At 56.3% G+C, this 26,331-nt stretch carries 24 protein-coding genes and 1 pseudogene; 13 read left to right on the top strand and 12 right to left on the bottom strand.

Annotated features, from left to right (window positions below; translation table 11 throughout):
* Positions 1-206: 206 nt before the first annotated feature.
* Positions 207-767, top strand: a complete 561-nt coding sequence (locus ACY8FN_RS03500) for a recombinase family protein (RefSeq protein ID WP_463099239.1) — start codon at positions 207-209, stop codon at positions 765-767.
* A gap of 3 nt (positions 768-770) precedes the next feature.
* A complete protein-coding gene (locus ACY8FN_RS03505; protein ID WP_463099240.1) occupies positions 771-3,803 on the top strand; it encodes a Tn3 family transposase in 3,033 nt (1,010 codons plus the stop codon).
* A 30-nt stretch (positions 3,804-3,833) separates the two neighbouring features.
* On the opposite strand, the pseudogene ACY8FN_RS03510 reads toward ACY8FN_RS03505, so the two are convergent.
* A pseudogene (locus tag ACY8FN_RS03510) lies at positions 3,834-4,565 on the bottom strand (IS5-like element ISAs4 family transposase); the annotation flags it as partial.
* A 137-nt stretch (positions 4,566-4,702) separates the two neighbouring features.
* On the opposite strand from ACY8FN_RS03510, the gene ACY8FN_RS03515 reads away from it, so the two are divergent.
* The 6 genes from ACY8FN_RS03515 to repC all read left to right on the top strand — a co-directional run bounded on the left by ACY8FN_RS03515 (position 4,703) and on the right by repC (position 9,484).
* On the top strand, positions 4,703-5,551 hold the full coding sequence (locus ACY8FN_RS03515) for a hypothetical protein (protein WP_463099241.1): 849 nt from the start codon (positions 4,703-4,705) through the stop codon (positions 5,549-5,551).
* A gap of 311 nt (positions 5,552-5,862) precedes the next feature.
* Entirely contained in the window at positions 5,863-6,645 is a 783-nt protein-coding gene (locus ACY8FN_RS03520) for a hypothetical protein (RefSeq protein ID WP_463099242.1), read from the top strand.
* Positions 6,646-6,665: 20 nt separating this feature from the next.
* A complete protein-coding gene (locus ACY8FN_RS03525; protein WP_139427437.1) occupies positions 6,666-7,268 on the top strand; it encodes a hypothetical protein in 603 nt (200 codons plus the stop codon).
* A 195-nt stretch (positions 7,269-7,463) separates the two neighbouring features.
* Positions 7,464-7,799, top strand: a complete 336-nt coding sequence (locus ACY8FN_RS03530) for a helix-turn-helix domain-containing protein (protein ID WP_075112298.1) — start codon at positions 7,464-7,466, stop codon at positions 7,797-7,799.
* Between the two features lie 7 nt (positions 7,800-7,806).
* Positions 7,807-8,658 carry a helicase RepA family protein gene (locus ACY8FN_RS03535; RefSeq protein WP_139427436.1) on the top strand — a complete coding sequence of 284 codons (852 nt, stop codon included), beginning with the start codon at positions 7,807-7,809 and terminating at the stop codon, positions 8,656-8,658.
* Between the two features lie 46 nt (positions 8,659-8,704).
* On the top strand, positions 8,705-9,484 hold the full coding sequence (gene repC, locus ACY8FN_RS03540) for a replication protein C, IncQ-type (protein WP_233270752.1): 780 nt from the start codon (positions 8,705-8,707) through the stop codon (positions 9,482-9,484).
* Positions 9,485-9,721: 237 nt separating this feature from the next.
* Here repC and ACY8FN_RS03545 read toward each other — a convergent pair whose 3' ends face one another.
* From ACY8FN_RS03545 to ACY8FN_RS03585, 9 genes are all read right to left on the bottom strand, one after another.
* Entirely contained in the window at positions 9,722-10,861 is a 1,140-nt protein-coding gene (locus ACY8FN_RS03545; protein WP_101345822.1) for a site-specific integrase, read from the bottom strand.
* Between the two features lie 162 nt (positions 10,862-11,023).
* Entirely contained in the window at positions 11,024-12,385 is a 1,362-nt protein-coding gene (gene mnmE, locus ACY8FN_RS03550) for a tRNA uridine-5-carboxymethylaminomethyl(34) synthesis GTPase MnmE (protein ID WP_463099243.1), read from the bottom strand.
* A gap of 110 nt (positions 12,386-12,495) precedes the next feature.
* Positions 12,496-14,142 carry a membrane protein insertase YidC gene (gene yidC / locus ACY8FN_RS03555; RefSeq protein ID WP_438579554.1) on the bottom strand — a complete coding sequence of 549 codons (1,647 nt, stop codon included), beginning with the start codon at positions 14,140-14,142 and terminating at the stop codon, positions 12,496-12,498.
* Between the two features lie 5 nt (positions 14,143-14,147).
* On the bottom strand, positions 14,148-14,396 hold the full coding sequence (gene yidD, locus ACY8FN_RS03560; protein ID WP_010672280.1) for a membrane protein insertion efficiency factor YidD: 249 nt from the start codon (positions 14,394-14,396) through the stop codon (positions 14,148-14,150).
* Positions 14,363-14,722: a ribonuclease P protein component gene (gene rnpA, locus ACY8FN_RS03565; protein ID WP_101317671.1), complete on the bottom strand. Its 360-nt coding sequence runs from the start codon at positions 14,720-14,722 to the stop codon at positions 14,363-14,365. Before rnpA ends, yidD begins: the two co-directional genes overlap by 34 nt.
* A complete protein-coding gene (gene rpmH / locus ACY8FN_RS03570; RefSeq protein ID WP_005307156.1) occupies positions 14,722-14,856 on the bottom strand; it encodes a 50S ribosomal protein L34 in 135 nt (44 codons plus the stop codon). The genes rnpA and rpmH overlap by 1 nt, the downstream gene beginning before the upstream one ends.
* Before the next feature lie 268 nt (positions 14,857-15,124).
* Positions 15,125-15,859 (bottom strand): amino acid ABC transporter ATP-binding protein, encoded by a 735-nt coding sequence (locus ACY8FN_RS03575; RefSeq protein ID WP_463099244.1) that lies wholly within the window; start codon positions 15,857-15,859, stop codon positions 15,125-15,127.
* Between the two features lie 12 nt (positions 15,860-15,871).
* Positions 15,872-16,540 carry an amino acid ABC transporter permease gene (locus ACY8FN_RS03580; protein WP_463099245.1) on the bottom strand — a complete coding sequence of 223 codons (669 nt, stop codon included), beginning with the start codon at positions 16,538-16,540 and terminating at the stop codon, positions 15,872-15,874.
* Positions 16,541-17,299, bottom strand: coding sequence for an amino acid ABC transporter substrate-binding protein (locus ACY8FN_RS03585; RefSeq protein WP_068979157.1), 759 nt, complete (start codon positions 17,297-17,299; stop codon positions 16,541-16,543). It lies immediately after the preceding gene.
* Between the two features lie 311 nt (positions 17,300-17,610).
* Here ACY8FN_RS03585 and dnaA point away from each other — a divergent pair, with 311 nt between their 5' ends.
* The 4 genes from dnaA to gyrB all read left to right on the top strand — a co-directional run bounded on the left by dnaA (position 17,611) and on the right by gyrB (position 23,682).
* Positions 17,611-18,981: a chromosomal replication initiator protein DnaA gene (gene dnaA, locus ACY8FN_RS03590; protein ID WP_101317667.1), complete on the top strand. Its 1,371-nt coding sequence runs from the start codon at positions 17,611-17,613 to the stop codon at positions 18,979-18,981.
* 83 nt (positions 18,982-19,064) lie between these two features.
* The gene (gene dnaN, locus ACY8FN_RS03595) at positions 19,065-20,168 is read left to right on the top strand and encodes a DNA polymerase III subunit beta (protein WP_042022966.1); all 1,104 of its coding nucleotides are present in this window, start codon (positions 19,065-19,067) and stop codon (positions 20,166-20,168) included.
* A gap of 2 nt (positions 20,169-20,170) precedes the next feature.
* A complete protein-coding gene (recF, locus tag ACY8FN_RS03600) occupies positions 20,171-21,274 on the top strand; it encodes a DNA replication/repair protein RecF (protein WP_042022967.1) in 1,104 nt (367 codons plus the stop codon).
* Positions 21,271-23,682, top strand: coding sequence for a DNA topoisomerase (ATP-hydrolyzing) subunit B (gene gyrB, locus ACY8FN_RS03605; RefSeq protein WP_463099246.1), 2,412 nt, complete (start codon positions 21,271-21,273; stop codon positions 23,680-23,682). Before recF ends, gyrB begins: the two co-directional genes overlap by 4 nt.
* Positions 23,683-23,783: 101 nt before the next feature.
* On the opposite strand, the gene ACY8FN_RS03610 is transcribed toward gyrB, so the two are convergent.
* Entirely contained in the window at positions 23,784-24,746 is a 963-nt protein-coding gene (locus tag ACY8FN_RS03610; RefSeq protein WP_463099247.1) for a helix-turn-helix domain-containing protein, read from the bottom strand.
* A 91-nt stretch (positions 24,747-24,837) separates the two neighbouring features.
* The gene (locus ACY8FN_RS03615) at positions 24,838-25,608 is read right to left on the bottom strand and encodes an MBL fold metallo-hydrolase (RefSeq protein ID WP_463099248.1); all 771 of its coding nucleotides are present in this window, start codon (positions 25,606-25,608) and stop codon (positions 24,838-24,840) included.
* A 279-nt stretch (positions 25,609-25,887) separates the two neighbouring features.
* On the opposite strand from ACY8FN_RS03615, the gene ACY8FN_RS03620 reads away from it, so the two are divergent.
* Positions 25,888-26,301, top strand: coding sequence for an Hsp20 family protein (locus ACY8FN_RS03620; RefSeq protein ID WP_040098225.1), 414 nt, complete (start codon positions 25,888-25,890; stop codon positions 26,299-26,301).
* The last annotated feature ends 30 nt before the right edge of the window (positions 26,302-26,331 follow it).

Raw genomic sequence — 26,331 nt, forward strand, 5'->3', positions numbered from 1 at the left:
AGTCATGTCCAGAAGCTAAATAGGAAATGTCAAGAATAAAGAATGTGCTTTGTTGTCACCTTGAATCGTCCAACTAGGGTATACCCTATCCTGATGTCAGGTCGTTCAGTTAAAAGTGTCAGAATAAAGTATTGAATTTAATTAATTGACACATTCAAGGCAAGATCTTAGATTTCTTCCTGACACTTTTAAGTTCAGGAGGTCTCTTGCAGGGACAACGCATCGGTTACATCCGCGTCAGCAGCTTCGATCAAAACCCAGAACGGCAACTGGAACATATTCAGGTGGACAAAGTTTTCACCGACAAAGCCTCGGGGAAAGACACTCAGCGCCCGCAGCTCGAAGCCTTGCTCTCCTTTGTTCGCGAAGGTGACACGGTCGTGGTACACAGCATGGATCGCCTTGCTCGCAACTTGGATGATCTGCGTCGACTTGTGCAGGGACTTACCCAGCACAGTGTCTGCATTGAATTCGTCAAGGAGCATCTGACTTTCACTGGCGAAGATTCGCCGATGGCAAACCTTATGCTGTCAGTCATGGGGGCATTCGCCGAGTTCGAGCGAGCGTTGATCCGGGAACGTCAACGTGAAGGTATTGCCTTGGCAAAACAGCGTGGTGCTTATAGGGGTCGCAAGAAATCGCTGTCTGACCCAGAGATAGCGGAAGTGCGGCGGCGAGTCATTGCAGGCGAAAAGAAGGCGACACTTGCCCGTGAATTTGGCATCAGCAGGGAGACTCTGTACCAATACTTGCGGGTGCCGGAGTAACTTATGGCGATTGCTAGAAGCGAGCGACTAACAGTTCTGTCGGATGCCGAGCAGGAGGCGCTGTACGGCTTACCGGACTTTGACGATGCGCAGCGGCTGGAATACCTGGCCTTGACCGAAAATGAGCTGGCGCTCGCCAGCAGCCGACCAAGCATCCATGCTCAGCTCTATTGCATCCTGCAGATTGGTTACTTCAAAGCCAAGAACGATTTCTTCCGTTTCCACTGGCGTGAGGTTGAGGATGATTGCGCTTTCGTGCTCAGCCGATATTTTCAAGGTGAGGCATTCGAGGCCAAGCAGATCTCCAAACACGAGCACTACAGCCAGCGAGGTAAAATTGCCGCGCTATTTGGCTACCAGCCGTGGGCCTCCAGCTACCTGCCATCACTTGAGCAACAGGCCTCGCTGATCGTGCGGCGCGATGTGACGCCCAGCTTTGTAGCCGCTGAGCTGATCGTCTGGCTCAACGAACACAAGATCATTCGTCCCGGCTATACCACCCTGCAAGCGCTGGTCAGCGAAGTCCTGTCTGCCGAACGTCGACGACTGGGAGCCCTGCTAGCACAGGTGTTGGATGAACCGGCCAAGACTGCGCTGAGCCAGCTCCTGGTGCGCGACGATACGTTGTCACAACTGGCTGCTCTCAAACAAGACGCCAAGGATTTTGGGTGGCGTCAGATGGCCAGAGAGCGTGAGAAGCGCGCCTTGCTGGCGACGTTGCACGAGATTGCCAAGGGACTACTGCCCAAACTGGGGATCTCTCAACATAACCTGTTGTATTACGCGAGTCTGGCTAATTTCTACACCGTCCATGATTTGCGCAACTTAAAGGCAGAGCAGACCCAGCTCTATCTGTTGTGCTATGCCTTCGTGCGTTACCGGCAGCTCAGCGACAATCTGGTCGATGCGATGGTGTTCCACATGCATCAACTGGATCACGAAAACCGCGCGGGTGCCAGGGCGTCTTTTGCCGAGGAACAGGTCAAACGGCATCAGGAAACGCCCCAGGTTGGTCGCTTGCTGTCCCTGTACGTGGACGACAGTGTCGCGGATCCGACGCCATTCGGCGAGGTGCGCCAACGAGCCTACAAGATCATGGCCAAAGACGTGCTGCAAAACACGGCGCAGCGCATGAGCGTCAAGCCTCTGAATAAACTGACATTGCACTGGCAGGCGGTGGATGGCCAAGCCAAACGTATCCGTCGTCATCTCCGACCGTTGTTTGTTGCGCTGGAGTTTGCCGCCACCGATCCGGACAGTCAGTGGCTGGCGGCACTGACCTGGGCCAAAAGCGTGTTTGCCAAGCAGCAGCGCCTGTCACAACGACCACTCGCTGAATGCCCGGCAGCCACACTCCCCAAACGCTTGCGGCCCTACCTGCTGACCTTTGATGCGGATGGTGAGCCGGCAGGGCTACATGCCGACCGCTACGAGTTCTGGTTGTACCACCAACTCAAAAAACGTTTCCAATCTGGTGAGCTCTATCTCGATGACAGTTTGCAGCACCGGCATTTCTCCGATGAGTTGGTGTCTATGCAAGAGCACGCCCAGGAGCTGGCACAGATGGATATCCCGTTCCTGCGCCAACCGGTTGAAACACAGCTCGATGCTTTGGCCGCCGAGCTGCACAAGCAATGGCGGGCATTCAACCGTGAGCTGAAACAGGGCAAGCTGACACACCTCGAATACGACAAAGACGCGCAGAAACTGACCTGGTGCAAGCCCAAGAGGGAAAACCAAAAGGCGCGGGAGCAAACGTTTTACGAGCAATTACCGTACTGTGATGTCGCCGACGTGTTCCGCTTCGTCAACAACCAGTGTCAGTTCCTATCGGCACTGACCCCGCTGCAACCACGTTACGCCAAGAAGGTTGCGGATACCGACAGTCTGATTGCGGTCATCATCGCCCAGGCCATGAACCACGGTAACCTGGTCATGGCGCGTACCAGCGATATTCCATACCACGTCCTGGAGAGTGCATATCAGCAGTACTTGCGGCAAGCGTCGCTACACGAGGCCAATGACTGCATCAGCAACGCCATTGCCGTGCTGCCTATCTTCCCGTATTACTCGTTCGACCTCGGTGTGCTGTACGGCGCTGTTGATGGGCAGAAATTCAGCGTCGAACGACCAACCGTGAAGGCGCGCTACTCGCGCAAGTACTTCGGGCGCGGCAAGGGCGTGGTGGCCTATACGCTATTGTGTAACCACATCCCGTTGAACGGCTACCTGATCGGCGCCCATGATTACGAGGCCCACCATGTGTTCGACATCTGGTATCGCAATACCTCTGACATTGTGCCAGAGGTCATTACTGGCGACATGCACAGTATTAACAAAGCCAACTTCGCTATCTTGCACTGGTTCGGGCGGCGTTTCGAGCCACGCTATACCGACCTCAACGACCAGGTGCAGGCGTTGTATTGCGTGGGCGACCCGGCGCGATACGAGAAGTGCCTGATCCAGCCAGTTGGCCAAATAGATCGGCAATTGATTGTCAGCGAAAAAGCGAACATTGATCGGATCATAGCCACACTGGGTTTGAAGGAGATGACGCAGGGAACGTTGATCCGCAAACTGTGCACCTACACCGCGCCAAACCCGACGCGGCGGGCCATCTTCGAGTTAGATAAACTGGTGCGCAGCATCTACACGCTACGTTACCTGCGTGACCCCCAATTGGAACGTAACGTACATCGCTCGCAAAACCGGATTGAGTCATACCATCAGCTACGTTCAAGCATTGCGCAGGTGGGGGGCAAGAAAGAATTGACTGGGCGGACCGACATTGAGATCGAGATCAGCAACCAGTGCGCCAGGCTGATCGCCAACGCAGTCATCTACTACAACTCGGCAATCCTGTCGCGTTTGCTAACGAAGTGCGAAGCGGCAGGTAACGCCAAGGCCCTCTCGGTGCTCACCCAGATATCGCCGGCAGCCTGGCGGCACATTTTACTGAACGGGCATTATACCTTTCAGAGTGACGGTAAGATGATTGACCTGGATGCGCTTGTGGCTGGGGTGGAACTGGAGTGACGGAAATTTCGGCGGTTCCGGCTTAGAACCCCAGTACGCTAGCCCTTCCTTGCGCATCACCAGCACCGCCTCATTTCTCGGATGTCCCTTTTCCCATAACCCCGCGTTCTTGCGAGGCGGGATACACGCCGTCGCCCCTTTACGCGCAATCAACCGATGGCTGGCTTTGCTGTCATAGGCGCCATCTGCGTAAACACGCCCCAGCTTGCGACGCAGAGGATTGAGCAAGGTCGGCAACACCTCTGCGTCATGCACATTCTCCAGCGACACTTCTGCCGCCACGATATCGTGAGTCACGGGATCTACAGCCAGATGCAACTTACGCCAGACGCGACGTTTCTCAGCGCCGTGTTTTCTGACTTTCCACTCGCCTTCACCAAACACTTTCAGACCCGTTGAGTCGATAACCAGGTCGGTGATCCGCCCCTTGGGGGGCTGCCGATAGGCCACCTTCACTGTGCGTGCACGCTTGCTGACACAGCTGTAGTCCGGGGCACACAGCGGCACATTCATCAGCTCGAACAGAGAGTCGAGTAGCCCCTGAGTGGCTCGCAGCGTGAGGCTGAAAATCCCTTTGAGCATCAGAAAGGTACAGATGCTCTGGTCGGTGTAGAGCTGGCTGCGTCCCCGTTTTCCGTGATGGTCTTGGTGAAACCAGTTATCCATGGCCTCGGCATCAACCCAGAAAGTGAGAGAGCCACGGTTGATCAAAGACCTGTTGTATTGAGGCCAATTGGTGATGGGGTGAAGCGCTTTACCCATGATGCAGACTTGAGGGGGGATGGTGGTGCTCAGATCACTGGGTTTTCAATTAGTTCCATTCAAGCTGCATCGATTTAGGAAACAACGCCCAGGAGGCGTTAAAGCGCAATATCGCCGCCATCGCCCCCGATTGTCTGGTGATCGCCGACGAGTTTTCCGACTGGGAAGATAGCCGCCGCCGTATCGATCTGCTAGCCATCGACCGCAATGCCAATCTGGTGGTGATCGAGTTAAAGCGTGATGAGGTTGGCGCACATATGGAGCTTCAGGCTCTGCGCTATGCCGCTATGATCGCGAATATGACTTTCGATAAAGCCTGTGATTACTTTGCTGCCTATATCAAGCAGGAAGGGTTACAGATCGATGCCCGAAACACCCTGCTGGAGTTCGTCGATCTGGACGAGAGCCAGCTCGATGATTTCGGCAACGAGGTGCGCATCGTTCTTGCGTCGGCTGACTTTGGCAAAGAGCTGACCACCTCTGTATTGTGGCTGCGGGACAAGGGCATCGATATTCGCTGTGTGCGGCTGACCCCGTTCCGCTATCAGGGAGAGGTGCTGATCAATGCTGCGCAGATCATCCCGTTAGAAGAGGCGGAGTCCTATCAGATCCAGTTTCGAGAAAAGCGTGCCGAGCAACGGGCCAGCCAGCAAGGCACCAGAGACTACAGCAAGTACCGCTTTAACGGCGGGGTTTACAACAAACGCCATTTTGCCTTGGCGGTACTCAGCCATTGGATAAAAGACCGGCAACTTGCCGATCTGGCCGAGATCACTGCTTATCTGGCGCAACTTGATCTGGCCAGAAAGGTAACGCCGGTTGACCAGATCCCGGAAAAAAACCTTAACCGCTGGCATTTAGGTGAGGGCAACCAGGTTGAGCTGCCATCGGGTGAGCAGATCGCCATCTCCAACCAGTGGGGAACCGATACCGAACGGTTGCTGCAGGGGATGAAACAGTTGGGCTACCAGATTGAAAAAATCTAGCAATGCGAGGAGATATTGAGGTTTGACGGGCCATCCATCCGATGATGGGCTGGCCGTGATATCGCCGATAAGCAAACCACGCTGGCTGGCCAAAAACCGTCAAACAACAACCCCGGCGTAAGTTGCAAAGCAACCAAGCGGCCGGGGTCATGTTGCGGGCAACCTTAAAGAGACGCCCTCTTTCAGTCAAACATTTTTACCCCATTTTGTGACGGATCGAGTGGTAGTCGAGTGGGTATTAAAGCAGGATCTCGAAGGCTCTTCAGCTATGTGGGAGCCTGCTTGAAATATCAACATTACAAGGAGTTGCGATGCTACATGCCATTTTGCGTGGCAAAGCTGGCCGTATCGAGCGGGAAGGGGAATCCCTGCGCTGGCGCGACCTGTTCAAAGGCAGCGAAGATCTGCTGACCGCCACCATCTTCGGCCGTCTACCCCACCTCTCGGACGGTGCTCTGGGTGCCGTGCTGCGCTTTCTACTTGGTGACAATCCGCTAGACCCGGCCACCTTTCAACGGTTGGAGCTGTGGCCAAAACTGGCATCGCTGCAGGATCGCCGTTATGTCGAGCCCGATGTGCTGCTCCACTTTGACGACGCCTTGCTGGTTATCGAGGTGAAGCCCCCGTTCGGTGGCGACCAGTATCGGGGACAGTGGCTGGCCCAGGTCAATGCTGTGGTCAGCGAAGCCGAGTTTGATGACTATGAAGACCGGCTCTATTACGTGGCGCTTGGCAATATCCCAGTCGCTCCGCTGTCTCCCCCCGATCTGCCCGAACGCTTTGTCCAGATGACCTTGCGTGAATGGGAGCCACTGCGCCGCTATCTGCAAACTGCCTCCGAGTTTGAATCCTGCCGACAGGATCGCTCCATTCGCGATGAGTGGCTGCAGGCGTTTGAGCTGTTTGGCATGGCCCCGGTGGTGCCTGAATGGGCGCCGTTGTTTGCCTACGCAGGGCGGCTGGATCTGGATTGCAGGGTGATGTCAGAACAGGAAACTCCCCCACCGGCTGAGCCTACTGGTTGGGCTGCTCTGCTCGACTATGCCGGGATATTGCACCTATCTCGCCCCGATTTCTCTTTTTTGAATCACTGACTTTGGCTAAGGATGCCGTCATGTCACACGATCTTGAACAGACCACCCAGCTGGTTACCCAACTGCAACAAGCCCACCGACTCGCCGCCGGTTTTTATCAGCGTATCCTCCCGCTATTCGATCAGATCGCCAGTCAGGCGCTGGACGCCGAGTTCTGGTATTGGGAGCCCAGCGAAAATAGCCGCCCCTGCCGCTCGGGAACCCGCCCATCCAGCAGTTGGGCATGGGACTATCTGCCACTGTTTGCATCGAATCACGCCTACCGAGACTGGGATGGGGATACCGCTAAGCAGGGGGATAAAACGCTGGTCTTCCGCCTCTATCTCGATCACGATTTTCGCCGCACCTCTTCTTTGCGAGCGGGAGTAAAAGGTCAGCCAGATCCTTTGCAACTTAACGGGCAGGCCATTGTGGAAGTGACTCTGTTCCGTTGTCTGGAAAATAGCGACAAGCATTTCGACGAGCTGTGGAGCCCGGTGCCTTGGCCCTTTCATCAACCGGATTGGAAACAAAGTGAAGTGTGTAGCCTACTCGCCTTGTGCTCCAACCATGTGCCGCTCGCTCAGCTGCTTGCCGATCCTGATGGCGTTGGCCGTTGGATCGAAGAGATGAGCCATCGTTGAGCCTGTGGTTGGTTTGGGATAGCCAACCTGGTGGAGCCTGATGACTTTACTGGCGGTTTCTCGCCAAAATTTCACATGTGAAAATTTTCCAGAATACGCTGTAAGTGCCCATTTTGGGCACTTACAGCGCTCTGGATTTCGTTAGGTCCTCGGTACGCTTTGCATGTTGATGTTTGTTACAGGGAGATCATCTGCATGCGTGAGCAAAATCCGTCAGTTTACAGCGATCCTAACGGGTCAATTCTGAAAGAGCTTTATGAGCTTAAGCAGCTGGTAATCCAGCAAGGACTAGCGCAAAAAGAGGTGCTTTCTGCCGAGGAGTGCGCTGAGTTGCTGGGGGTTTCTGTCAGCTATGTGTACCGGCTGACCAGTGAAAAGCGTCTGCCGCATTACAAGCCACAAGGCAAAAAGATCTACTTCAAGCGCGTTGAGCTGCTGGACTGGCTGCTCTCCCACCGCATTTCACCGGACGCCGAACTCACTGAGCATGTAACCAAGCGTGTGCGGCAAGCTAGTCATGGGCGGTTGTGAGGCTGTTATGGAACGAGATCTCATTGCATCTCACTGGCCTCAGGATCTCCGGTCTGCTTTTGTTGAACCTCCGAAACCCCTCGATTTTGTCCTCCCGGGGCTGCCGGTGGGCTGCGTTGGTGCTTTGGTGTCACCGGGAGGTGTGGGCAAATCTATGTTGGCATTACAACTGGCAATGCAGATATCCGGTGGGCCAGATTGGATTGGGCTTGGCAATCTGAGCAGAGGGGCTGTGCTCTACCTGCCTGCCGAGGACCCTTGGCCTGTACTGCACCAGCGCTTGTTTGCCTTGGGCGGATATCTTGACGCTGAACTTCGTGCCAACGTTGAACGAGACCTTCGTCTTATACCGCTGCAGGGATCCAGTCCAAATGTGTTGGATAGCCACTGGTGGGAAGCGATTGCCATTTGGGCTGAGGGGGTCAGGTTGGTGGTTATCGATACACTGAGACGATTTCACGATGCTGACGAGAATGCAGCCTGTGCTATGACACTGGTGTTGAGTCAGTTGGAGCGGCTGGCCATGAGGCTGGGATGCGCTGTGTTGTTTGTACACCACACCAGCAAATCCTCAGTATTCCAAGAAGCTGGCGATCTACAGCAGGCAAGCCGAGGTTCGTCAGTTCTGGTGGATAACATCCGCTGGCAGGGCTATCTCGCCACTATGACCAAGAAAGAGGCGCAGCAGCTGGGCGTATCGGCAGAGCTGAGCCAACTTTACGTGCGCTTTGGAGTAAGCAAAAGTAATTATGGGCAGCCACTACCGGAGCGCTGGTTGGTGCGGGGGGAAGGTGGCGTGCTGCACCCCGTCAGGTTGGACGTAACACGCCGGGCTGGAGGCAAACGTGCCTTGCTTTGAACTAACTCATGCTCGGCACGACCATATGCACTGTCTGGCCCCAGGATTGTTCAGAGCCATCGCTCCTGGTCAGCGCCGTCGAGACAAACTGGCGGTGATTTACCGTTTGGATAACGGTAATCAGATTGAGTTTTCTGGGCCAGAACCCTTGGGGGCCGACGATTTGCGCGTACTTCAAGGGTTGGTTGCCCTAGCTGGGCTTGAATCACAAGGCGGCAAGATTGAGCCTGTTGCGAGTGGTGAAACCGGAGAGATATTACGAGAACTACTTCAGCTTCGTGGGATTGCCAACCAGCAGGATGTCTTGGTGGTCAAAAGCAGCTTGCGCAAACTGGCCAAGGAGATTGGTTACGCCAACCCTCGTGACACCAACACGGTGCGCCGCAGTGTCGAGCGGTTGTGGAAGGTGTCGGTAATAGCACAGGTGGCAGGCCTGCGTAGCGGTTTTCGTCTGCTGGCGAACTATGCCAGCGATGCCCTGACCGATGGGCTCTTTGTGGCGCTTAATCCTTTGCTGACCAATGCCGTGTTGGGGAATGGCCGATATACCTATATCGATCTGGCTGAGGTACGGCAACTGCGTAGTAGCACTGCTCGGATATTGCATCAGCGGCTTTGCGCCTGGATTGATTGTGGCCGCAGCAAGCCAGTAGGTTTAGATAAACTGGTCTCTTACGCTTTTCCTGATAAGTCCAGCGCGGCCACCGACCGAAAGCGGCAATCGCGAGTCCGCAAGGCACTGGATGAACTGGCTGAACTGGGTTGGTCAATCAGTGAACATGCCAAGGGGCGGTTCACCATAGGTCGGCCTGCGCTATCACGATAATGGTCACGGACTATCACGAAAGTGGTCACAAAGTTCACGATATTGGTCACAGGCCTAATCAGTCAAACCCAAGTGTTACTTGGGCTGCAGGCCGATCTTGAGATCCGATCTATATTATCTAAGATAATCTAGGCCAGCGCATGGTTGCGCTGGCCTGTTTGTTGGCTCTTCCCTAACTGGCTAAGCTGTTTCGATCAATTCAGGTCAAGATCTCGTCGAGGCTTTGTCTCATCATGATCACAACAATACGTTGGGAAAATCGAGCATGGCGTCCCTGCGTCGTGATTCAAGGATGTCGGCGTAGATCTCGGTGGTTCTCAGCTCACTGTGGCCCAACAAGCGGGAGAGCGCATAGATATCGACGCCACGGTTAAGCTGGATGACGGCGAAGGTATGACGCGCGCTGTGGAAGGTTACCTTCTTGGTTATACCCGCCTGCAACGCCCACCGGGTGAGCTCCATGTTGTGCCAAGCCGAGTACTTGAGGCCCTTGAAGATCCGCTCTGTTGCCTTGCCTGGGCGCCCCATCAGCTGCATCGCCATGTCATTCAAATCCAGGTATTGCAGGCCGCTGGTCTTTTTCTGGGTGAAGACGATACGGTAATGGCCATAGAAGGGCTCCAGCTCGGCCCAGGTCAGCTTGTGAATGTCGGACCAACGCAAGCCAGTGCAACAAGAGAACAGAAAGGCACGCTTAAGAACGTCATAGCGGCACTCAGCCTGGGCCATGGCCCGAACCTCATCTTCGGTCAGGTAAACCCGCTTGTTCTTCTCCCCCTGGATAGCTTTGACACGGCGTACCGGATTATCCGGCAGCAGCCGATCCTGCTCTGCCTGGTTCAAGGCTGCTCTCAACTTGTTGAAGTAGGCACTCTGGGTGTTGCGGCTGAGTGGTGTGCCGCTTTTGGTGCGGGCCTTGTGCATCAGGTAATGCCGAAACCCCTCCAGGAACAGCTGATCTACTTCCTCAAAAGTCAGCTCCGGCAGCTTATGGTACTGGCGTAAATGCTTGAGGGCTGATATCCAGATGGAATGGTTGCTCTTGCTGCCTGCCGCTTTTTGGTCAGTAACCTCTTGGAAGTACTCGAAGAAGCTGGCCTTGTAGGCGTTCGAGAAATCCAGATGGTGTTTACCTGTCTCGTACTCGAAGAGCCGCTTGGCGCGGATGGCTTCGGCTGCTCGCTGGGTTTCTTTGTTGTGGAGCCGCTGTGCTGGGGTTCGCGGCTTGTCGTACAGGAAGAGATCCAGGGGCTCTCTGCTGCGTTTGTGCTTGCGGATGCCCGTGGTTGGGTCAAGGTAGGAGCCGGCGTAATAGGTTAAGCGCAGAGCGCGCTTGCCTTCGGCGTCCGGTTCGCGGAATTCGATGCTGATCTTCATAATTGTCCCCCGAAAGTACCCCGAGAGGTTACTTCGGGGTACTCTCGGGGTAAATTCTCACGAAACAAGATCAGGCAAGAATAGCCAGTAAAAAACAAAGTCCAATATTTACAAGGTCTTATGTTCTCATTGGCTGCTTTTTATTGCTGATTTTTCACCACATTACTTGCCGATGCAGAAGCTTGAAAAGATACGGCCCAGCAGATCATCGGAGCTGAATTCGCCGGTGATCTCGGAGAGGGACTCCTGCGCGAGGCGCAGCTCTTCGGCCACCAGTTCCCCGGCGACATAGATTTCCAGCTGGTCCTTGGCGATCAGTAGCCGCTCGGCGGCGCGCTCCAGCGCATCGAGATGGCGGCGTCGGGCCATAAAGCCACCTTCGGTGTTGCCCTGGAAGCCCATGCAAGCCTTCAGGTGCTCGCGCAGGGCGGGCAGGCCCAGCTCGGTCTTGGCGGAGATGCGGTAGACGGCGTGACCCAGCTCCTGACTCGGTGCCAGCTTCTCGCCAGTCAGGTCGGCCTTGTTGCGAATGACGGTGAGGCCGATGTTTTTTGGCAACCGATCAACAAATTCCGGCCAAATCTCGCGCGGGTCGATGGCGTCAGTGGTAGTGCCATCCACCATAAACAGCACCCGATCGGCTTGCTCTATCTCGGCCCAGGCGCGCTCTATGCCGATCTTTTCCACCTGATCTTGCGTGTCGCGCAGACCGGCGGTGTCGATGATGTGCAGCGGCATCCCATCGAGGTGGATATGCTCGCGCAGCACGTCGCGGGTGGTACCGGCGATCTCGGTGACGATGGCGGACTCACGGCCTGCCAGGGCGTTGAGCAGGCTGGATTTACCGGCGTTGGGGCGACCGGCGATCACCACCTTCATCCCTTCCCGCAGCAGGGCGCCCTGCTTGGCTTCCCCGCGCACCCCATCCAGCTCGGCCATGATGGCGTAGAGATCGCCCGCCACCTTGCCGTCGGAGAGGAAGTCGATCTCCTCATCGGGGAAGTCGATGGCCGCTTCCACATAGATGCGCAGCCGGATCAGGCTTTCGACCAGCAATTGAATTTTGCTGGAAAACTGCCCCTGCAAGGAGTGCATGGCGCTGCGGGCTGCCTGCTCGCTGGAGGCTTCGATAAGGTCGGCTATCGCCTCGGCTTGGGCCAGATCCAGCTTGTCATTGATGAAGGCGCGCTCACTGAACTCGCCGGGGCGGGCAGGGCGAATGCCATCGATCTGCAGAATGCGGCGGATCAGCATGTCCATGATGACGGGGCCGCCGTGCCCCTGCAGCTCCAGCACATCCTCGCCGGTGAAGCTGTTGGGGGCTTTGAACAGCAGGGCGATGCCCTGATCCAGTACCTGGCCTTGCTCATCCTTGAACGGCAGATATTCGGCGTAGCGCACCCGCGGGAGCTTGCCGAGCATTATCTCGGCGACCTGTTCGGCGGCGGGGCCGGAGACCCGGACTATGCCCACGCCGCCACGGCCTGGCGCGGTGGCTTGGGCCACGATCGTATCTGTTGTCATCTTGCTTGGCTCGTTTGTTCGCTGATAGGAAAACGTAGTGGGAGACATTGTAATAAAAAAGGCGGCCCGAAGGCCGCCTCTTTTGTCATCACGGGAAGATTAGCTGCGCATCAATTGCGAGTGTGCAGGCCTTTCTTCTCCAGCTGACGATAGATGATGGTCTGCTGGGTAATGGAGATGACGTTGCTCACCAACCAGTACAGAGTCAGGCCAGCCGGGAACCAGAGGAACATGAAAGTGAAGATGATCGGCATGAACTGCATCACTTTCTGTTGCATCGGATCGGTGACAGTGGTCGGGCTCATCTTCTGCAGATACCACATGGAAGCACCCATGAGGATTGGCAGCACGAAGAAGGGGTCCTTCACTGACAAGTCAGAGATCCACAGGGCAAACGGCGCATGGCGCAGCTCGACGGATTCCATCAAGGCCCAGTAGAGGGCAATGAAGATTGGCATCTGTACCAGGATCGGCAGACAACCACCCAGCGGGTTGACCTTCTCCTTCTTGTACAGCTCCATCATGCCTTGAGACATCTTCTGGCGATCTTCGCCGAAGCGCTCACGCAGGGCTGCAATCTTGGGCTGCAGCATGCGCATCTTGGCCATGGAGGTGTACTGGGCTTTGGTCAGCGGGAACATGATACCGCGCACCAGCATGGTCAGCATGATGATGGCCAGACCCCAGTTCTGGACGAAGCCGTGGAACACGGTCAGCAGCCAGTGCAGTGGCTGGGCGATGAACCACAACCAGCCGTAGTCGACGGTCAGGTCGAGGTGATTTGCCACCTTGGCCATCTGGTCTTGCAGCTTGGGACCGACCCACAGCTTGCTGGTCACTTCGGCCTGTTGGCCAGCGGCCACGTCTACCAGCGGGGCTTTGTAACCGATGATGGCCTGGCCTGTGCCAGGGGTCACGCGGCTGTAGAAGCTGTTGGTATCGTCAGCGTTCGGTGCCCAGGCAGAGACGAAGTAGTGTTGCAGCATGGCGACCCAACCACCCTTGGTGGTCTTGTTCAGGTCGGCATCCTTCATTTCGTCGAAGGTGTACTTCTTGTAGCGAGTCTCCTCGCTGGAGAAAGCACCACCACGGTAAGCACTCGCTACCATGGCATGACCTTCCTGGTCTTTCGGGGTTGCTACGGTCTGCTTCAGCTGACCATAGAACTGCACCTGAACCGGCTCGGCAGATTTGTTGTCGATTTTGTAATCAACACCAACGGCATAGTCGCCACGCTTGAGCACGAACTCTTTAGTGAAGAGCACGCCCTTGCTGTCGGTCCAGGTCATCGGTACGACGACTTGATCCTGACCATCGGCCAGCTGATAGCTGGTCTGGGCGGCTTCATAGGTAGGACGGCCCTGAGGCTGACTGTCAGGACCATCACGACCGACAAGGCCGCTTTGGGCGACATAGAGGCGATCAGGCACATTGGTCAGCAGCACGAATGACGGCTCTTTACCTTCTTCCAGCTTGTGGGCCAGCAGTTCGGCAGAGACGATATCGCCACCCTGGGTATCCAGGGTCAGTTTGAGCACGTCAGAGGAGACGGTGATCAGCTTGCGTGCGGCAGTCGCGTTGGCTTGCTCGGAAACCTGAGGAATGTCACCGGTTTGACCGGCTTCAGGTACGAAATGTTCGGTTTGGGCCACGGTAATCGGGGCCGGCTTCGGAGCCTTGTCGGACTCCCACTGTTGCCAGAGCAAAAAGCTCACGAACAGCAAACCGATCAGAAGTAGATTGCGTTGTGATTCCATAGTCTTCAGTTTCTTCGCTTTGGTTGCGGAACCGGGTCATAACCACCCTCGGATAAGGGGTGGCATTTTAATAGACGTTTGCTAGCTAGCCAAACGCCTTTTATGAAACCGTGAAGTCGGATGGCTTCTATCGCAAATTGGGAACAAGTTGGAGTAAAACGGCAGCGCGGCCCGAGCAGTGGGCTAATGATTAGCTGATACAGGCGTATCAGTTTGATAGCTACCCATTGCAACGGCGTGACAGAGTGCGCCATAGCTTTTCCAGTAACTTGAACAGTTCCTCGTTATCCATCTCTTTTACACCGGCCTTGGCGATCACCACGATGTCGATAGCGGGCAGCTGATGTTGTTGGAGGCGGAAACTTTCCCGAACCACCCGTTTGACACGGTTACGCCAGACGGCACGCTTGAGTGCTTTTTTGGGCACAGCGAGACCAAGACGAGAGTGTTCGAGTGAATTGGGGCAGGCGAGAAGCGTAATTTGCGGGGAAGCAGCCCGGACAGGCTCAGCGAAAACGCGTTTGAAGTGTTCGGGAGTTAACAGACGTAACTCCCGAGAGAAGGTGTGCTGGGTAGGCATTAGACTACCAGGCGGGCACGACCCTTGGCACGACGAGCGGCCAGAACTTTACGACCGTTGGCAGTTGCCATGCGGGCGCGGAAACCGTGAGAGCGCTTGCGCTTCAGGTTGGACGGTTGAAAAGTACGTTTCATGATTCGATTCCGTATTTCTGTACAGTTTTGATGTCACACTTAGCCGACGCGCCAGCTATAGCGTGTGACGACTAGCAAAAGAGGCCGAATTCTAAACAGAGTTCGGCTTTTAGTCAATCCGCCGTTCCCTCTCATCCTGCGATGGTCTTGAAAGGCCACTGCCGAGTGTAAGGATCCAGAGGATCGAGGGCTCCGGATTATACTGGCAACCCGGGGTTAAACAAGGGATCCTTCAATAAAAAAGGTGGTCAAGCTGCGAAAGCGGCGGCTATTTCAGAACTTTTCGCAAGAACTCCCGGGTGCGGGGATCCTTGGGATCAACCAATATCTGATCTGGTGGCCCCTGTTCGACGATCCGCCCCCCTTCCATGAAGATCACCCGATCAGCAATATCGCGAGCAAATTCAATCTCATGGGTCACCACCACCATGGTCTGGTGACGACGAGCCAGCGCCTTCATCAACCCCAGTACCTCGTCTACCCACTCGGGGTCGAGGGCGGAGGTGGGCTCATCGAACAGAATTACCTTGGAGTGAGCCGCCATGGCGCGGCCAATGCCGACCCGTTGTTGTTGACCGCCGGACAGTGACGCCGGATAGGCATCCTGTTTGTCGGCAAGACCTATCTCTTTGAGGATGCCGAGCGCGGTGGCGCGGGCTTCTGCCTTCGGTTGCTTCCAGACGGTGATCAGCCCTTCGGCAATGTTGTCGAGCGCCGTCTTGTTGGCAAACAGGGCGTAGTTCTGGAACACGAAGGAGGTGCGCTTGCGCAACTCGATTGCCTGTTGCTCGCTGGCCTTGGCCAGATCCAGCGCAAGGTCGTCGATGGCCAGGGTGCCCGCATCCGGGGTTTCAAGCAGGTTCAGGCAGCGCAGCAGGGTCGATTTGCCGGTGCCGGAGGGGCCGATGATGACGACAATTTCTCCCTTTTTTACCTCCAGATCGATGCAGTTAAGTACCTGATTGCCGTTATAAGCCTTGGTGAGGCCGGTGAGTTTGATCATCGCTGACCTCCGTTAGTAGGCCCGATTCAGGCGAACTTCCAGCAGATGCTGCAAGCGGGTAAAGATAATAACGACCCCCCAGTAGACCAGCGCCACCGCCATGAAGCTCTCGAAGAACTTGAAGGAGGAGGAGGCCTCCATCTGTGCCTTGCCCATGATCTCGGCCACCCCCAGGGTGAATGCCAGTGAGGTGCTCTTGATCATGTCGATGAAGTAGTTCATCAGCGACGGGGTGGCGATACGTGCCGCTTGTGGCAGGATGATCCGCTGCATCGCCTGATAGCGACTCATGCCGATACTGAGCGCCGCTTCCATCTGACTTTTGTGAATGCCGAGGATGGCCGCCCGGATCGACTCGGCCATGTAGGCGGCGAAGTGCAGGGTCAGACCAACGATGGCGGCAGTAAAGGCATCCATCCCCACGAAGATTGGGAACAGCTGCGGTAGCCCGTAATAGAGCAGGAATAGCTGGACCAGCAGCGGTGTACCCCGAAAGAACGAGATATAGAGCATTGCCAGCCAGTGAATGATGGGGATGCGAAACACCCGCACTATCGCCAGAGCCAGCGACAGCACGAGTGCTAGCACGAATCCCCACAGGGCCATCTCCATCGTGGTGCCCAGGTACTTGAGCAGGATGGGAAATAGCCCCAGCGTGTATTCGAGGTCAAATTCCATCATTTATTTGTCGGTGATGTCGGAGGCGAACCATTTTTCGGAGATCTGACGCAGGGAGCCATCCTTGCGCATGGCGGTCAGGGCACCGTCGACCTTGTTCAGCACGGCCTGTTTCTCCGGGGTATTCAGGAAGGGCAGGGCGTTCTCGATGGTTTCGAACGGTGCGCCGGCCTGTTGCAGTGGCAGCTTGGACTCCTTGATCAACTGGGCGGTGGAGACGCGGTCCATCACGAAGGCATCGATACGACCCAGCGCGACATCTTGTTCGAAGTTGGAATCATAGGTACGGATATCGATTTTCTTGGCCGGGTCATTCTTGCGCAGCAGCTCTTCGAAGTTGGAACCCAGGTTCACCGCTACCTTCTTGCCTGCCAGATCCTGGATGCCGTGGATGGTGCTGTTGCCCTTGCGCACCACGATCTGGGCGCCGTCATAGACGTAGGGTTGGGAGAAGGCGTATTTGGCCTTGCGCTCGTCAGTGATAGTGATCTGGTTGGAGATGGTGTCGATGCGACCGGTTTCCAGCATGCCGAACAGGCCGGAGAAGCTGGCGGTCACAAACTCGACCTTGTAACCGGTACGCTCACCGATCTGGTTCCACATATCCACCTCAAAGCCCTGCAGCTTGTCCTGCTTGACGAAGGTGAACGGAAAATACTTGCCGGACATGCCGACCTTGATGGTCTCCTGGGCTATCGCCTGACCGGACAGGGTGGCCAGCAGGATGGCTGCGCCGGAAATCAGTTTGATGGATCTGCTCATGGTGTTTCTCGCTCTCAATGTCTTGTATTTGTAGTTGTAATCACTAGGTTGCAACGCATGCTATTGGAATAAAACCTAATTAATAAATGATATTTAGTTATATTAAATAACAAGAGAGATGGGTGCGATCCGCCAATCTGGATAGTGGATCAAGCTGTGGGTAACTTTGGGGATGAAATCTGATCCAAAGCCGTGGGATCCTTGAAAGTCAAGGATCTTATTTGCTGGATCCACCGGGCGATGGCTGGAGATCAGATCGCTAAAAACGTAGAATAGCCGGTCTTTAGTTAATCAATCGACAGGAGCTTAGAGTGACTGCTTCGCTATGGCAGCAGTGCCTAAACCGGCTGCAAGATGAGTTGCCCTCGGCAGAATTCAGCATGTGGATCCGGCCGCTTCAAGCGGAGTTGAGTGACAATACTCTGACCCTGTATGCACCGAATCGCTTTGTTCTGGACTGGGTACGAGACAAGTATCTCATCCGGGTTAATGGCATCATCAATGAACTCTATGGGGTCGACGGCCCCGCCCTGCGTTTTGATATAGGCAATCGTCCTCATCCTGTCCCTGTCGCCAGAGCGCCAGTGCAGGGTGCCGCGCCTGTGAATAACTTGCAGAAGAGCTGGGAACGCAAGGCAGAAAACAAGCCTGAGCCGAACCACAAGAGCAACACCAACGTGAACTATACCTTCGAGAATTTTGTTGAGGGTAAGTCCAACCAGTTGGCCCGTGCGGCTGCCCGTCAGGTAGCGGACAATCCGGGTGGTGCATACAACCCGCTGTTCCTCTATGGCGGTACCGGTCTGGGTAAAACCCACCTGTTGCACGCGGTTGGTAATGCGATCAAAGAGGGCAAAAAAGATGCAAAAGTCATCTATATGCACTCCGAGCGGTTTGTTCAGGACATGGTAAAAGCGCTGCAAAATAACGCCATTGAAGAGTTCAAGCGTTATTACCGCAGTGTCGACGCCCTGCTCATCGATGACATCCAGTTCTTCGCCAACAAGGAGCGCTCCCAAGAGGAGTTCTTCCATACTTTCAATGCGTTGCTTGAAGGTAACCAGCAGATCATCCTGACCTCGGATCGCTATCCGAAGGAGATCAACGGTGTTGAGGATCGTCTCAAGTCCCGCTTTGGCTGGGGCCTGACCGTGGCGATCGAACCACCGGAGCTGGAGACCCGCGTCGCGATCCTGATGCGCAAGGCGGACGAGAACCAGGTCCATTTGCCGGATGAGGTGGCGTTCTTTATCGCCAAACGTCTGCGATCCAACGTCCGTGAACTGGAAGGCGCCCTTAACCGGGTGATCGCCAACGCCAACTTCACTGGCCGTGCCATCAACATCGATTTCGTGCGCGAAGCGCTGCGTGATCTGCTGGCACTGCAGGAGAAGCTGGTCACCATCGACAATATTCAGAAGACGGTGGCGGAGTATTACAAGATCAAGCTGGCGGATCTGCTCTCCAAGCGTCGTTCCCGCTCGGTTGCCCGCCCACGCCAGTTGGCGATGGCGCTGGCCAAGGAGCTGACCAACCACAGTTTGCCGGAGATAGGTGATGCCTTTGGTGGCCGTGACCATACTACCGTTCTTCATGCCTGCCGCAAGATTGAGCAGCTGAAGGAGGAGAGTCACGACATCAAGGAGGACTATTCCAACCTGATCCGTACTCTTTCGTCCTGATAACAGCACGGAGTGGACAGATGCAGCGTGAATATTCCAACCTGATCCGAACCCTTTCCTCCCAATAACAACGGAGAGCACAGATGCAGCTCGAAATTAGCCGTGAGGCCCTGTTACGTCCTCTGCAACTGGTGTCCGGTGCTCTGGGTGGCCGACCGACCCTGCCGATCCTCGGCAACGTGCTGCTTGATGTCAGCAACGGTCTGCTGTCGTTGACCGGGACCGACCTCGAAGTTGAGATGATCGGTCAGGTCTATCTCAATAGTGACAGCCAGGATGGCCGCACCACGGTGCCAGCGCGCAAGCTGCTGGATATCTGCCGTGGTTTGCCAGAAGGTGCCGAGATCCGCTTCAATACCGAAGGTGAGCGCCTGATCATCCGATCAGGTCGTTCCCGCTTCAACCTCTCGACCCTGCCAGCAACCGAGTATCCGAACATCGAGGATTGGGAATCCGTGCTCGAGTTCGATATCAGCCAGCTGGAACTGAAAAAGCTGATCGATGCCACCCAGTTCTCCATGGCCAGTCAGGATGTGCGTTACTACCTGAATGGCATGTTGTTCGAGAGCGAGGGGCACGGTTTGCGTACCGTGGCAACCGACGGTCACCGTCTGGCCACTTGCCGCCGTGAGGTGGTTGCAGAATCGCTACCCGATCATCAAGTTATCCTGCCCCGTAAAGGGGTGCTGGAGCTGGTGCGCTTGCTGGAAGCTGACGACAAGCCGGTACGGCTGCAGATCGGCCGCAGCAATCTGCGTGCTGCCCTCGATGGCTTCATCTTCACCTCCAAACTGGTGGATGGTCGCTTCCCTGACTGGCGCCGGGTTATTCCGCGCAACAGTGACAAAGCCTTGATTGCCGGTCGTGAGGATCTGCGCCAGGCGTTTGCCCGTGCGGCGATCCTCTCTAACGAGAAATTCCGTGGGGTGCGTCTCAATCTGCAGGAAAACCTGCTGCGCATTACCGCCAACAACCCGGAACAGGAAGAAGCCGAAGAGCTGCTTGACGTACAATATGCCGCTGGCGAGATGGAGATCGGCTTTAACGTCTCTTATGTGCTCGACGTGCTGAATACGTTAAAATGTGACCAAATCCGGATTAGCCTGAGCGATTCGATCAGCAGTGCCATTATTGAGGATTTTGAACATCAGGATGCTCAGTACGTGGTGATGCCGATGCGGATCTAGTCGTGTCTCTGGTCAAACTCCAGCTCAGCGACTTTCGCAATATCCAGCAAGCCAGTCTCAAGCTGTCGCCCGGCCTCAATATCCTGGTCGGGCGCAATGGCAGCGGCAAGACCAGCGTGCTGGAAGCTATCCACTACCTTGGCTTGGGGCGCTCCTTTCGTACTCATTTGACCGGACGGGTTATCCGTCAGGGGGAGCGGGCCTTCACCCTGTTTGCCCAGTGTGAACTGGAGGGGCGTCAGGTTCCCATTGGCCTTGCCAAGGACAAGAGTGGCGAGACCCAACTCAAGATTGCCGGTACTCAGGCGCAACGTCTGGCCGATCTTGCCGAGTTGTTGCCGGTGCAGTTGATCCATCCAGATGGCTTCAACCTGCTGACTGGCGGGCCTCAAGCCCGTCGTGCTTGGCTCGATTGGGGCGTCTTCCATCAGGAACCGACCTTTTTTTCCCTGTGGGGACGAGTACGGCGGCTGCTGAAACAGCGCAATGCGCTGCTGCGCCAGAGCACCCAGTATCGCCAGTTGGCGTTCTGGGATCAGGAGCTGGTGCGGCTCGGGGGTGAGCTGGCCGAGTTTCGCGCCAGTTATTGTCAGGCCATTACGCCCCTGATCAAGGAGATGACGGCGGATTTTCTGCCGGAATTCGATATCAGTCTCGGTTTTTATCGGGGCTGGGAGAAAGATACTCCCCTCAATGAGTTGCTGGAGGCGGGGTTTGAGCGGGATCGGGCGCTGGGCTATACCGGCGTCGGGCCACAGAAGGCCGATGTCCGCCTCAAGGCGAGCGGGGTGCCCGCTCAAGATATTTTGTCCCGGGGTCAACTGAAGTTGCTGGTCTGCGCCATGCGCTTGGCTCAAGGGCTCTATTTGAATCAACATAGCAGCCGTGGCTGTATTTTTTTAATTGACGATTTTGCCTCTGAACTGGATGTCGACAAGCGCCGCTTGCTGGCCGCAAGGCTGAAGCAGTGTGCGTCCCAGGTGTTTATCACCGCCATCGACACCGGTCAGCTCGCAGACATGATGGATGCGAATGACTGCAAGTTGTTCCACGTGGAACAAGGCAAGGTCTCCGAAACGTTAGAGAAGGCAGAGAGTAAGCTATGACTGAGAATACTTACGACTCCTCGAATATCAAGGTACTGAAGGGCCTGGATGCGGTCCGCAAGCGCCCGGGGATGTATATCGGCGATACGGATGATGGCTCGGGTCTGCACCACATGGTGTTCGAAGTGGTCGATAACTCCATTGACGAAGCACTCGCTGGTTACTGCACCGATATTTTGGTCAAGATCCATTCCGATGGTTCTGTCTCTGTGCGTGACAATGGCCGGGGCATCCCGGTAGACATGCACGAAGAGGAGGGCCGTTCCGCCGCCGAAGTTATCATGACCGTGCTGCACGCTGGCGGTAAGTTCGATGACAACTCTTATAAAGTATCCGGTGGCCTGCACGGTGTGGGTATCTCCGTGGTTAACGCCCTCTCTGACAAACTGTTGCTGACCATTCGTCGTAACGGTCATGTTTACGAGCAGACCTATCATCTGGGTGAGCCGCAGGCGCCACTCAAGCAGATTGGCGACAGCTCAGGTACCGGTACCGAGGTGCGTTTCTGGCCGAGCCCGACCATCTTTACCGATACCCTGTATCACTACGAAATCCTGGCCAAGCGGCTGCGTGAGCTCTCCTTCCTCAACTCCGGTGTCTCCATTCGTCTGCATGACGAGCGTGATGGCCGTGAGGTGCATTTCTGCTACGAGGGTGGCATCAAGGCGTTCGTTGAATATCTGAACCAGAACAAGACCCCGATCCACCCGAAGGTATTTCACTTCACCACCGAGCACGATGGCATTGGCGTGGAAGTGGCGATGCAGTGGAACGACGCCTATCAGGAAGGGGTCTACTGCTTCACCAACAACATTCCGCAGCGCGATGGTGGTACTCACCTGGTGGGCTTCCGTACCGCGCTGACCCGTACTCTGAACACCTATATGGACAAAGAGGACTACAGCAAGAAGGCCAAGTCTGCCGCCAGTGGCGACGACGTGCGTGAAGGTCTGATTGCCGTTATCTCCGTCAAGGTGCCGGATCCCAAGTTCTCCTCCCAGACCAAGGACAAGCTGGTTTCGTCCGAAGTGAAGACTGCCGTTGAGCAGGCGATGGGCGAGAAACTGGGTGAGTTTCTGCTGGAAAACCCGAGCGATGCCAAGATCGTGGTCAACAAGATCATCGATGCGGCCCGTGCCCGTGAAGCGGCCCGCAAGGCCCGCGAACTGACTCGCCGCAAAGGTGCACTGGATATCGCAGGTCTGCCTGGCAAACTGGCTGACTGTCAGGAGAAAGACCCGGCTCTTTCCGAACTCTACATAGTGGAAGGAGACTCTGCTGGCGGTTCCGCCAAGCAGGGTCGCAACCGTAAGAACCAGGCCATCCTGCCGCTCAAGGGCAAGATCCTGAACGTCGAGAAAGCCCGTTTCGACAAGATGATCTCCTCGCAAGAGGTCGGCACCCTGATCACCGCACTGGGCTGCGGTATCGGTCGTGACGAGTACAACCCGGACAAGCTGCGCTACCACAACATCATCATCATGACCGATGCGGACGTCGATGGTGCTCACATCCGTACCCTGCTGCTGACCTTCTTCTATCGTCAGATGCCGGAAATCATCGAGCGTGGTTACGTCTTTATCGCCCAGCCGCCGCTCTACAAGGTCAAGAAGGGCAAGCAGGAGCAGTATCTGAAAGATGAAGATGCACTGCTGCAGTATCAGACCTCCATGGCGCTGGATGGTGCAACCCTGCACGTCAACGAGTCTGCCCCGGCTATCGGTGGCGAGGCGCTGGAGCGTCTGGTCAACCAGCACCGCGCGGTCTCTCATCTGATCACCCGCATGTCCCGTCGTGCCCCGGTTGCCGTACTGACCCAGCTGATTTATCAGCCTGAGTTGCACGAAGCACTGCTGGCCAACGAGAGCGATCTGCTGCTCTGGTGCCAGAGCATGGAAGCCGTGCTCAACGAGAGCAACCACGGTATCCAGTACCAGATCCAGGTTCGCCGCGACGAAGAGCGCAGTCTGTTCGTGCCGCACGCTGTGGTACGTCAGCACGGTGTTGATCGTGAATACCCGATCAGCTACGAATTCCTGCAATCTTCCGAGTACCGTCAACTGGTTTCGCTGGGTAAGGAGATCGCCAACCTGATTGAGGATGGTGGTTTTATCAAGCGCGGCGAGAAGGTCAAGCCGGTTGCCAACTTCGTGGAAGCAGTCGACTGGCTGATGAGCGAAGGCAAGCGCGGCATCTACATCCAGCGCTATAAAGGGCTGGGTGAGATGAACCCGGACCAGTTGTGGGAAACCACCATGGATCCGGAAGCCCGTCGCATGCTGCGCGTCACCATCGACGACGCCGTCGGTGCCGACCAGCTCTTCTCCACCCTGATGGGTGATGCCGTTGAGCCCCGTCGTGACTTTATCGAGACCAACGCCCTGCGCGTAGCCAACCTCGACGTCTAATCGACGCAGTCAGACAGATAGTAAAAAGCCGCTCCTTGTGAGCGGCTTTTTTGTTTTTGGGATGAGCTGAGAACATGTTCCACGTGAAACGTGGAGCCTGATTATGTTGCCGAGCTACCACGAAATGAGCGTCGCCACTCGCTGGGGGAGATGGCAAAGCGGGCCCGGAAGTGATTGCGCAGGGAGGTGGCACTCTTGAAGCCGACCAGCTCGGCGATGCGATCGATGGAATGACCGCTTACCTCCAGCAGCTCCTGACTGCGCCTGAGCCGCTCCGCCAGCAGCCATTCACCTACCGAGAGGCCGGTAGCCTGATGAAAGCGGCGGGTAAAGGTGCGCCGACTCATCAGGGTGTGAGCCGCCAGAGAGTCCAGGGTGTGGGGTTCGGCCAGATGGGCGCGCAGGTGATCGAGCAACTGGTTCATCCGGACATCGCGGGTGGAGGCGGGCACCGGTTGCTCGATAAACTGGGCCTGACCCCCTTCGCGGTGGGGCGGGATCACCAGCCGCCGTGCCACCTTGTTGGCGATGGCCGAGCCGTGGTACTGACGTACCAGATAGAGGCAGCAGTCCAGTCCGGCAGCAGTGCCTGCCGAGGTGACCAGCCCATCATCATCCACATAGAGGGCATTGGTATCGAGCTGTACGCAGGGAAAGCGGCGGCAGAAATCCTGTTCGTACTCCCAGTGGGTGGAAGCCTTGCGACCATTGAGCAGCCCGGCGTAGGCGAGCACATAGGTGCCGAGACAGAGCCCGACCAGTCGGGCACCTCTGGCTCTGGCGGCAATCAGGGCATCGAGCAGCGCTGCCGGTGGCCGTGCTGCCGGGTCGTGCCAGAAGGGGATAATGATGATCTCCGCCTCGGCTAGCACCTCCAGCCCATGGGGAGCCTGAATGGTGAAGCCTTGCGCCGAGTGTGAGTGACGATTGCCATCGCCACAGCAGATCTTGAGCTCGAACAGCGGCTGGCCCGGCAGGATATCGCCGAAGATGAGGCAGGGGACTGCGCAGTGAAAAGGACTGAAGTGATCGAAGGTAACCACGGCAACGATCGGGGTGGTCATGGTGTTGGCTCCTCTCTGCGCGCAGACCACTTATCATAAGCGTTCGGCTGTGAAAGCCGAAGGGCCATGTCTGGCATGGCCCTCCTGCGGATCACAGCGATATCGCCTCGCCATCTTCCGGCACCCGTACCCGATCCGTCATGCCCCGTTCCGTCAGATAGTCGCGCAGCTCCTGGCGTGACAGCAGGGCGTGGTTGACCGCCTCCATATGGCTGGCGATCAGCGTGGCTTGCGGTGCGGCCTGATATACGGCGGCGACATCCTCCTTGGCCATGATGATGGAACCGAGCCCGGGCACCTGCGCATCACCACAGTTGAGGATGATGACCTCGGGCTGATGTTGCTGCAGGGCTTGCGCGACCGAGGGATGCCAGATGGTATCACCGGCCAGATAGAGGCACTGCTCATCGGGGTGGGAGAAGACCACACCGCACACCTCCCCCATGCGCTCGCCCAGTACCGCCATCAGTTGATCGCTGCCGTGCTTGCCACCGGTTTGCTGCAGGCGAATACCGGCAAATTCGGGCTGCTCGCTCAGCAGGCGCACATCTTTAAAGCCGCTGGCGCGTATGGTGTCAGCATCTTTCTGGTGTTGTACCAAAATGGGCAGATGCTTGGGGACCAAGGCTCTGGCGGCGTCATCCCAGTGGTCGGGATGATCGTGGGTGACGATAACGGCATCCACATCGACCAGCTCATCGATCGACAGCGGCAGCTCGACCAGCGGATTGCGCAGCTGGCTGTTGGCTGTGCCCTCAAAGCCGGGGAAGGCCCCTTTGGCAGATAGCATAGGGTCGATCAGAAAGCGGGTGCCGGCATAGTCGAGCAGCAGGGTGGCGTTGCGAACCTGGGTAATCTTCATGGGGTGACTCCATGTTGGCTGGTGGATATGCAACCAATTATGGTGTGCGGAGCGAGTTGCCATCAGTGGCCCACGGGTCGATTATCATCACTATCGGGCCAACAGGTTGATGTGCCAAAGGTCGGCGCGGCCATTTAAAAATTTGAAAAAATCCCCTTGAAAGGAAAAAGTGAGCCCCTATATAGGTAACAAGGCCGGAACGCTCGACAGAGGTTTCGACCAGGCGCCCGTCCATGAGGAGGGCAAACAATCGGTTATCGCTCACAAGAGGGTAATACTATGCGTTCTATCGACTTTTCTCCGCTCTATCGCTCTGCCATCGGTTTCGATCGTCTGGCCAATCTCATCGAATCTGCGGCCAGCAATGGCAATGCCGGTTATCCCCCCTACAACATCGAGCAGCTGGGTGACAGCGACTACCGCATCAGCATGGCGGTGGCTGGCTTTACCCAGGAAGAGCTGGAGCTGAGCTTCCAGGAAAATCTGCTGACGGTGAAGGGCAACAAGCAGGCCGACACCGGGCGCAACTATCTCTATCAGGGGATCGCCGAACGTGGTTTCGAGCGCCGCTTCCAGCTGGCCGACTATGTGCGGGTGAAAGGGGCCGACCTGAAAAACGGCTTGCTGCACATCGAGCTGGTGCGTGAAGTCCCCGAGGCGATGAAGCCGCGCAAGATTGAGATCAACGGCTGATAGCCTGACCTCATTGAATTGCTTACGTTT

It is taken from the genome of Aeromonas sp. 160P, from assembly GCF_055193095.1.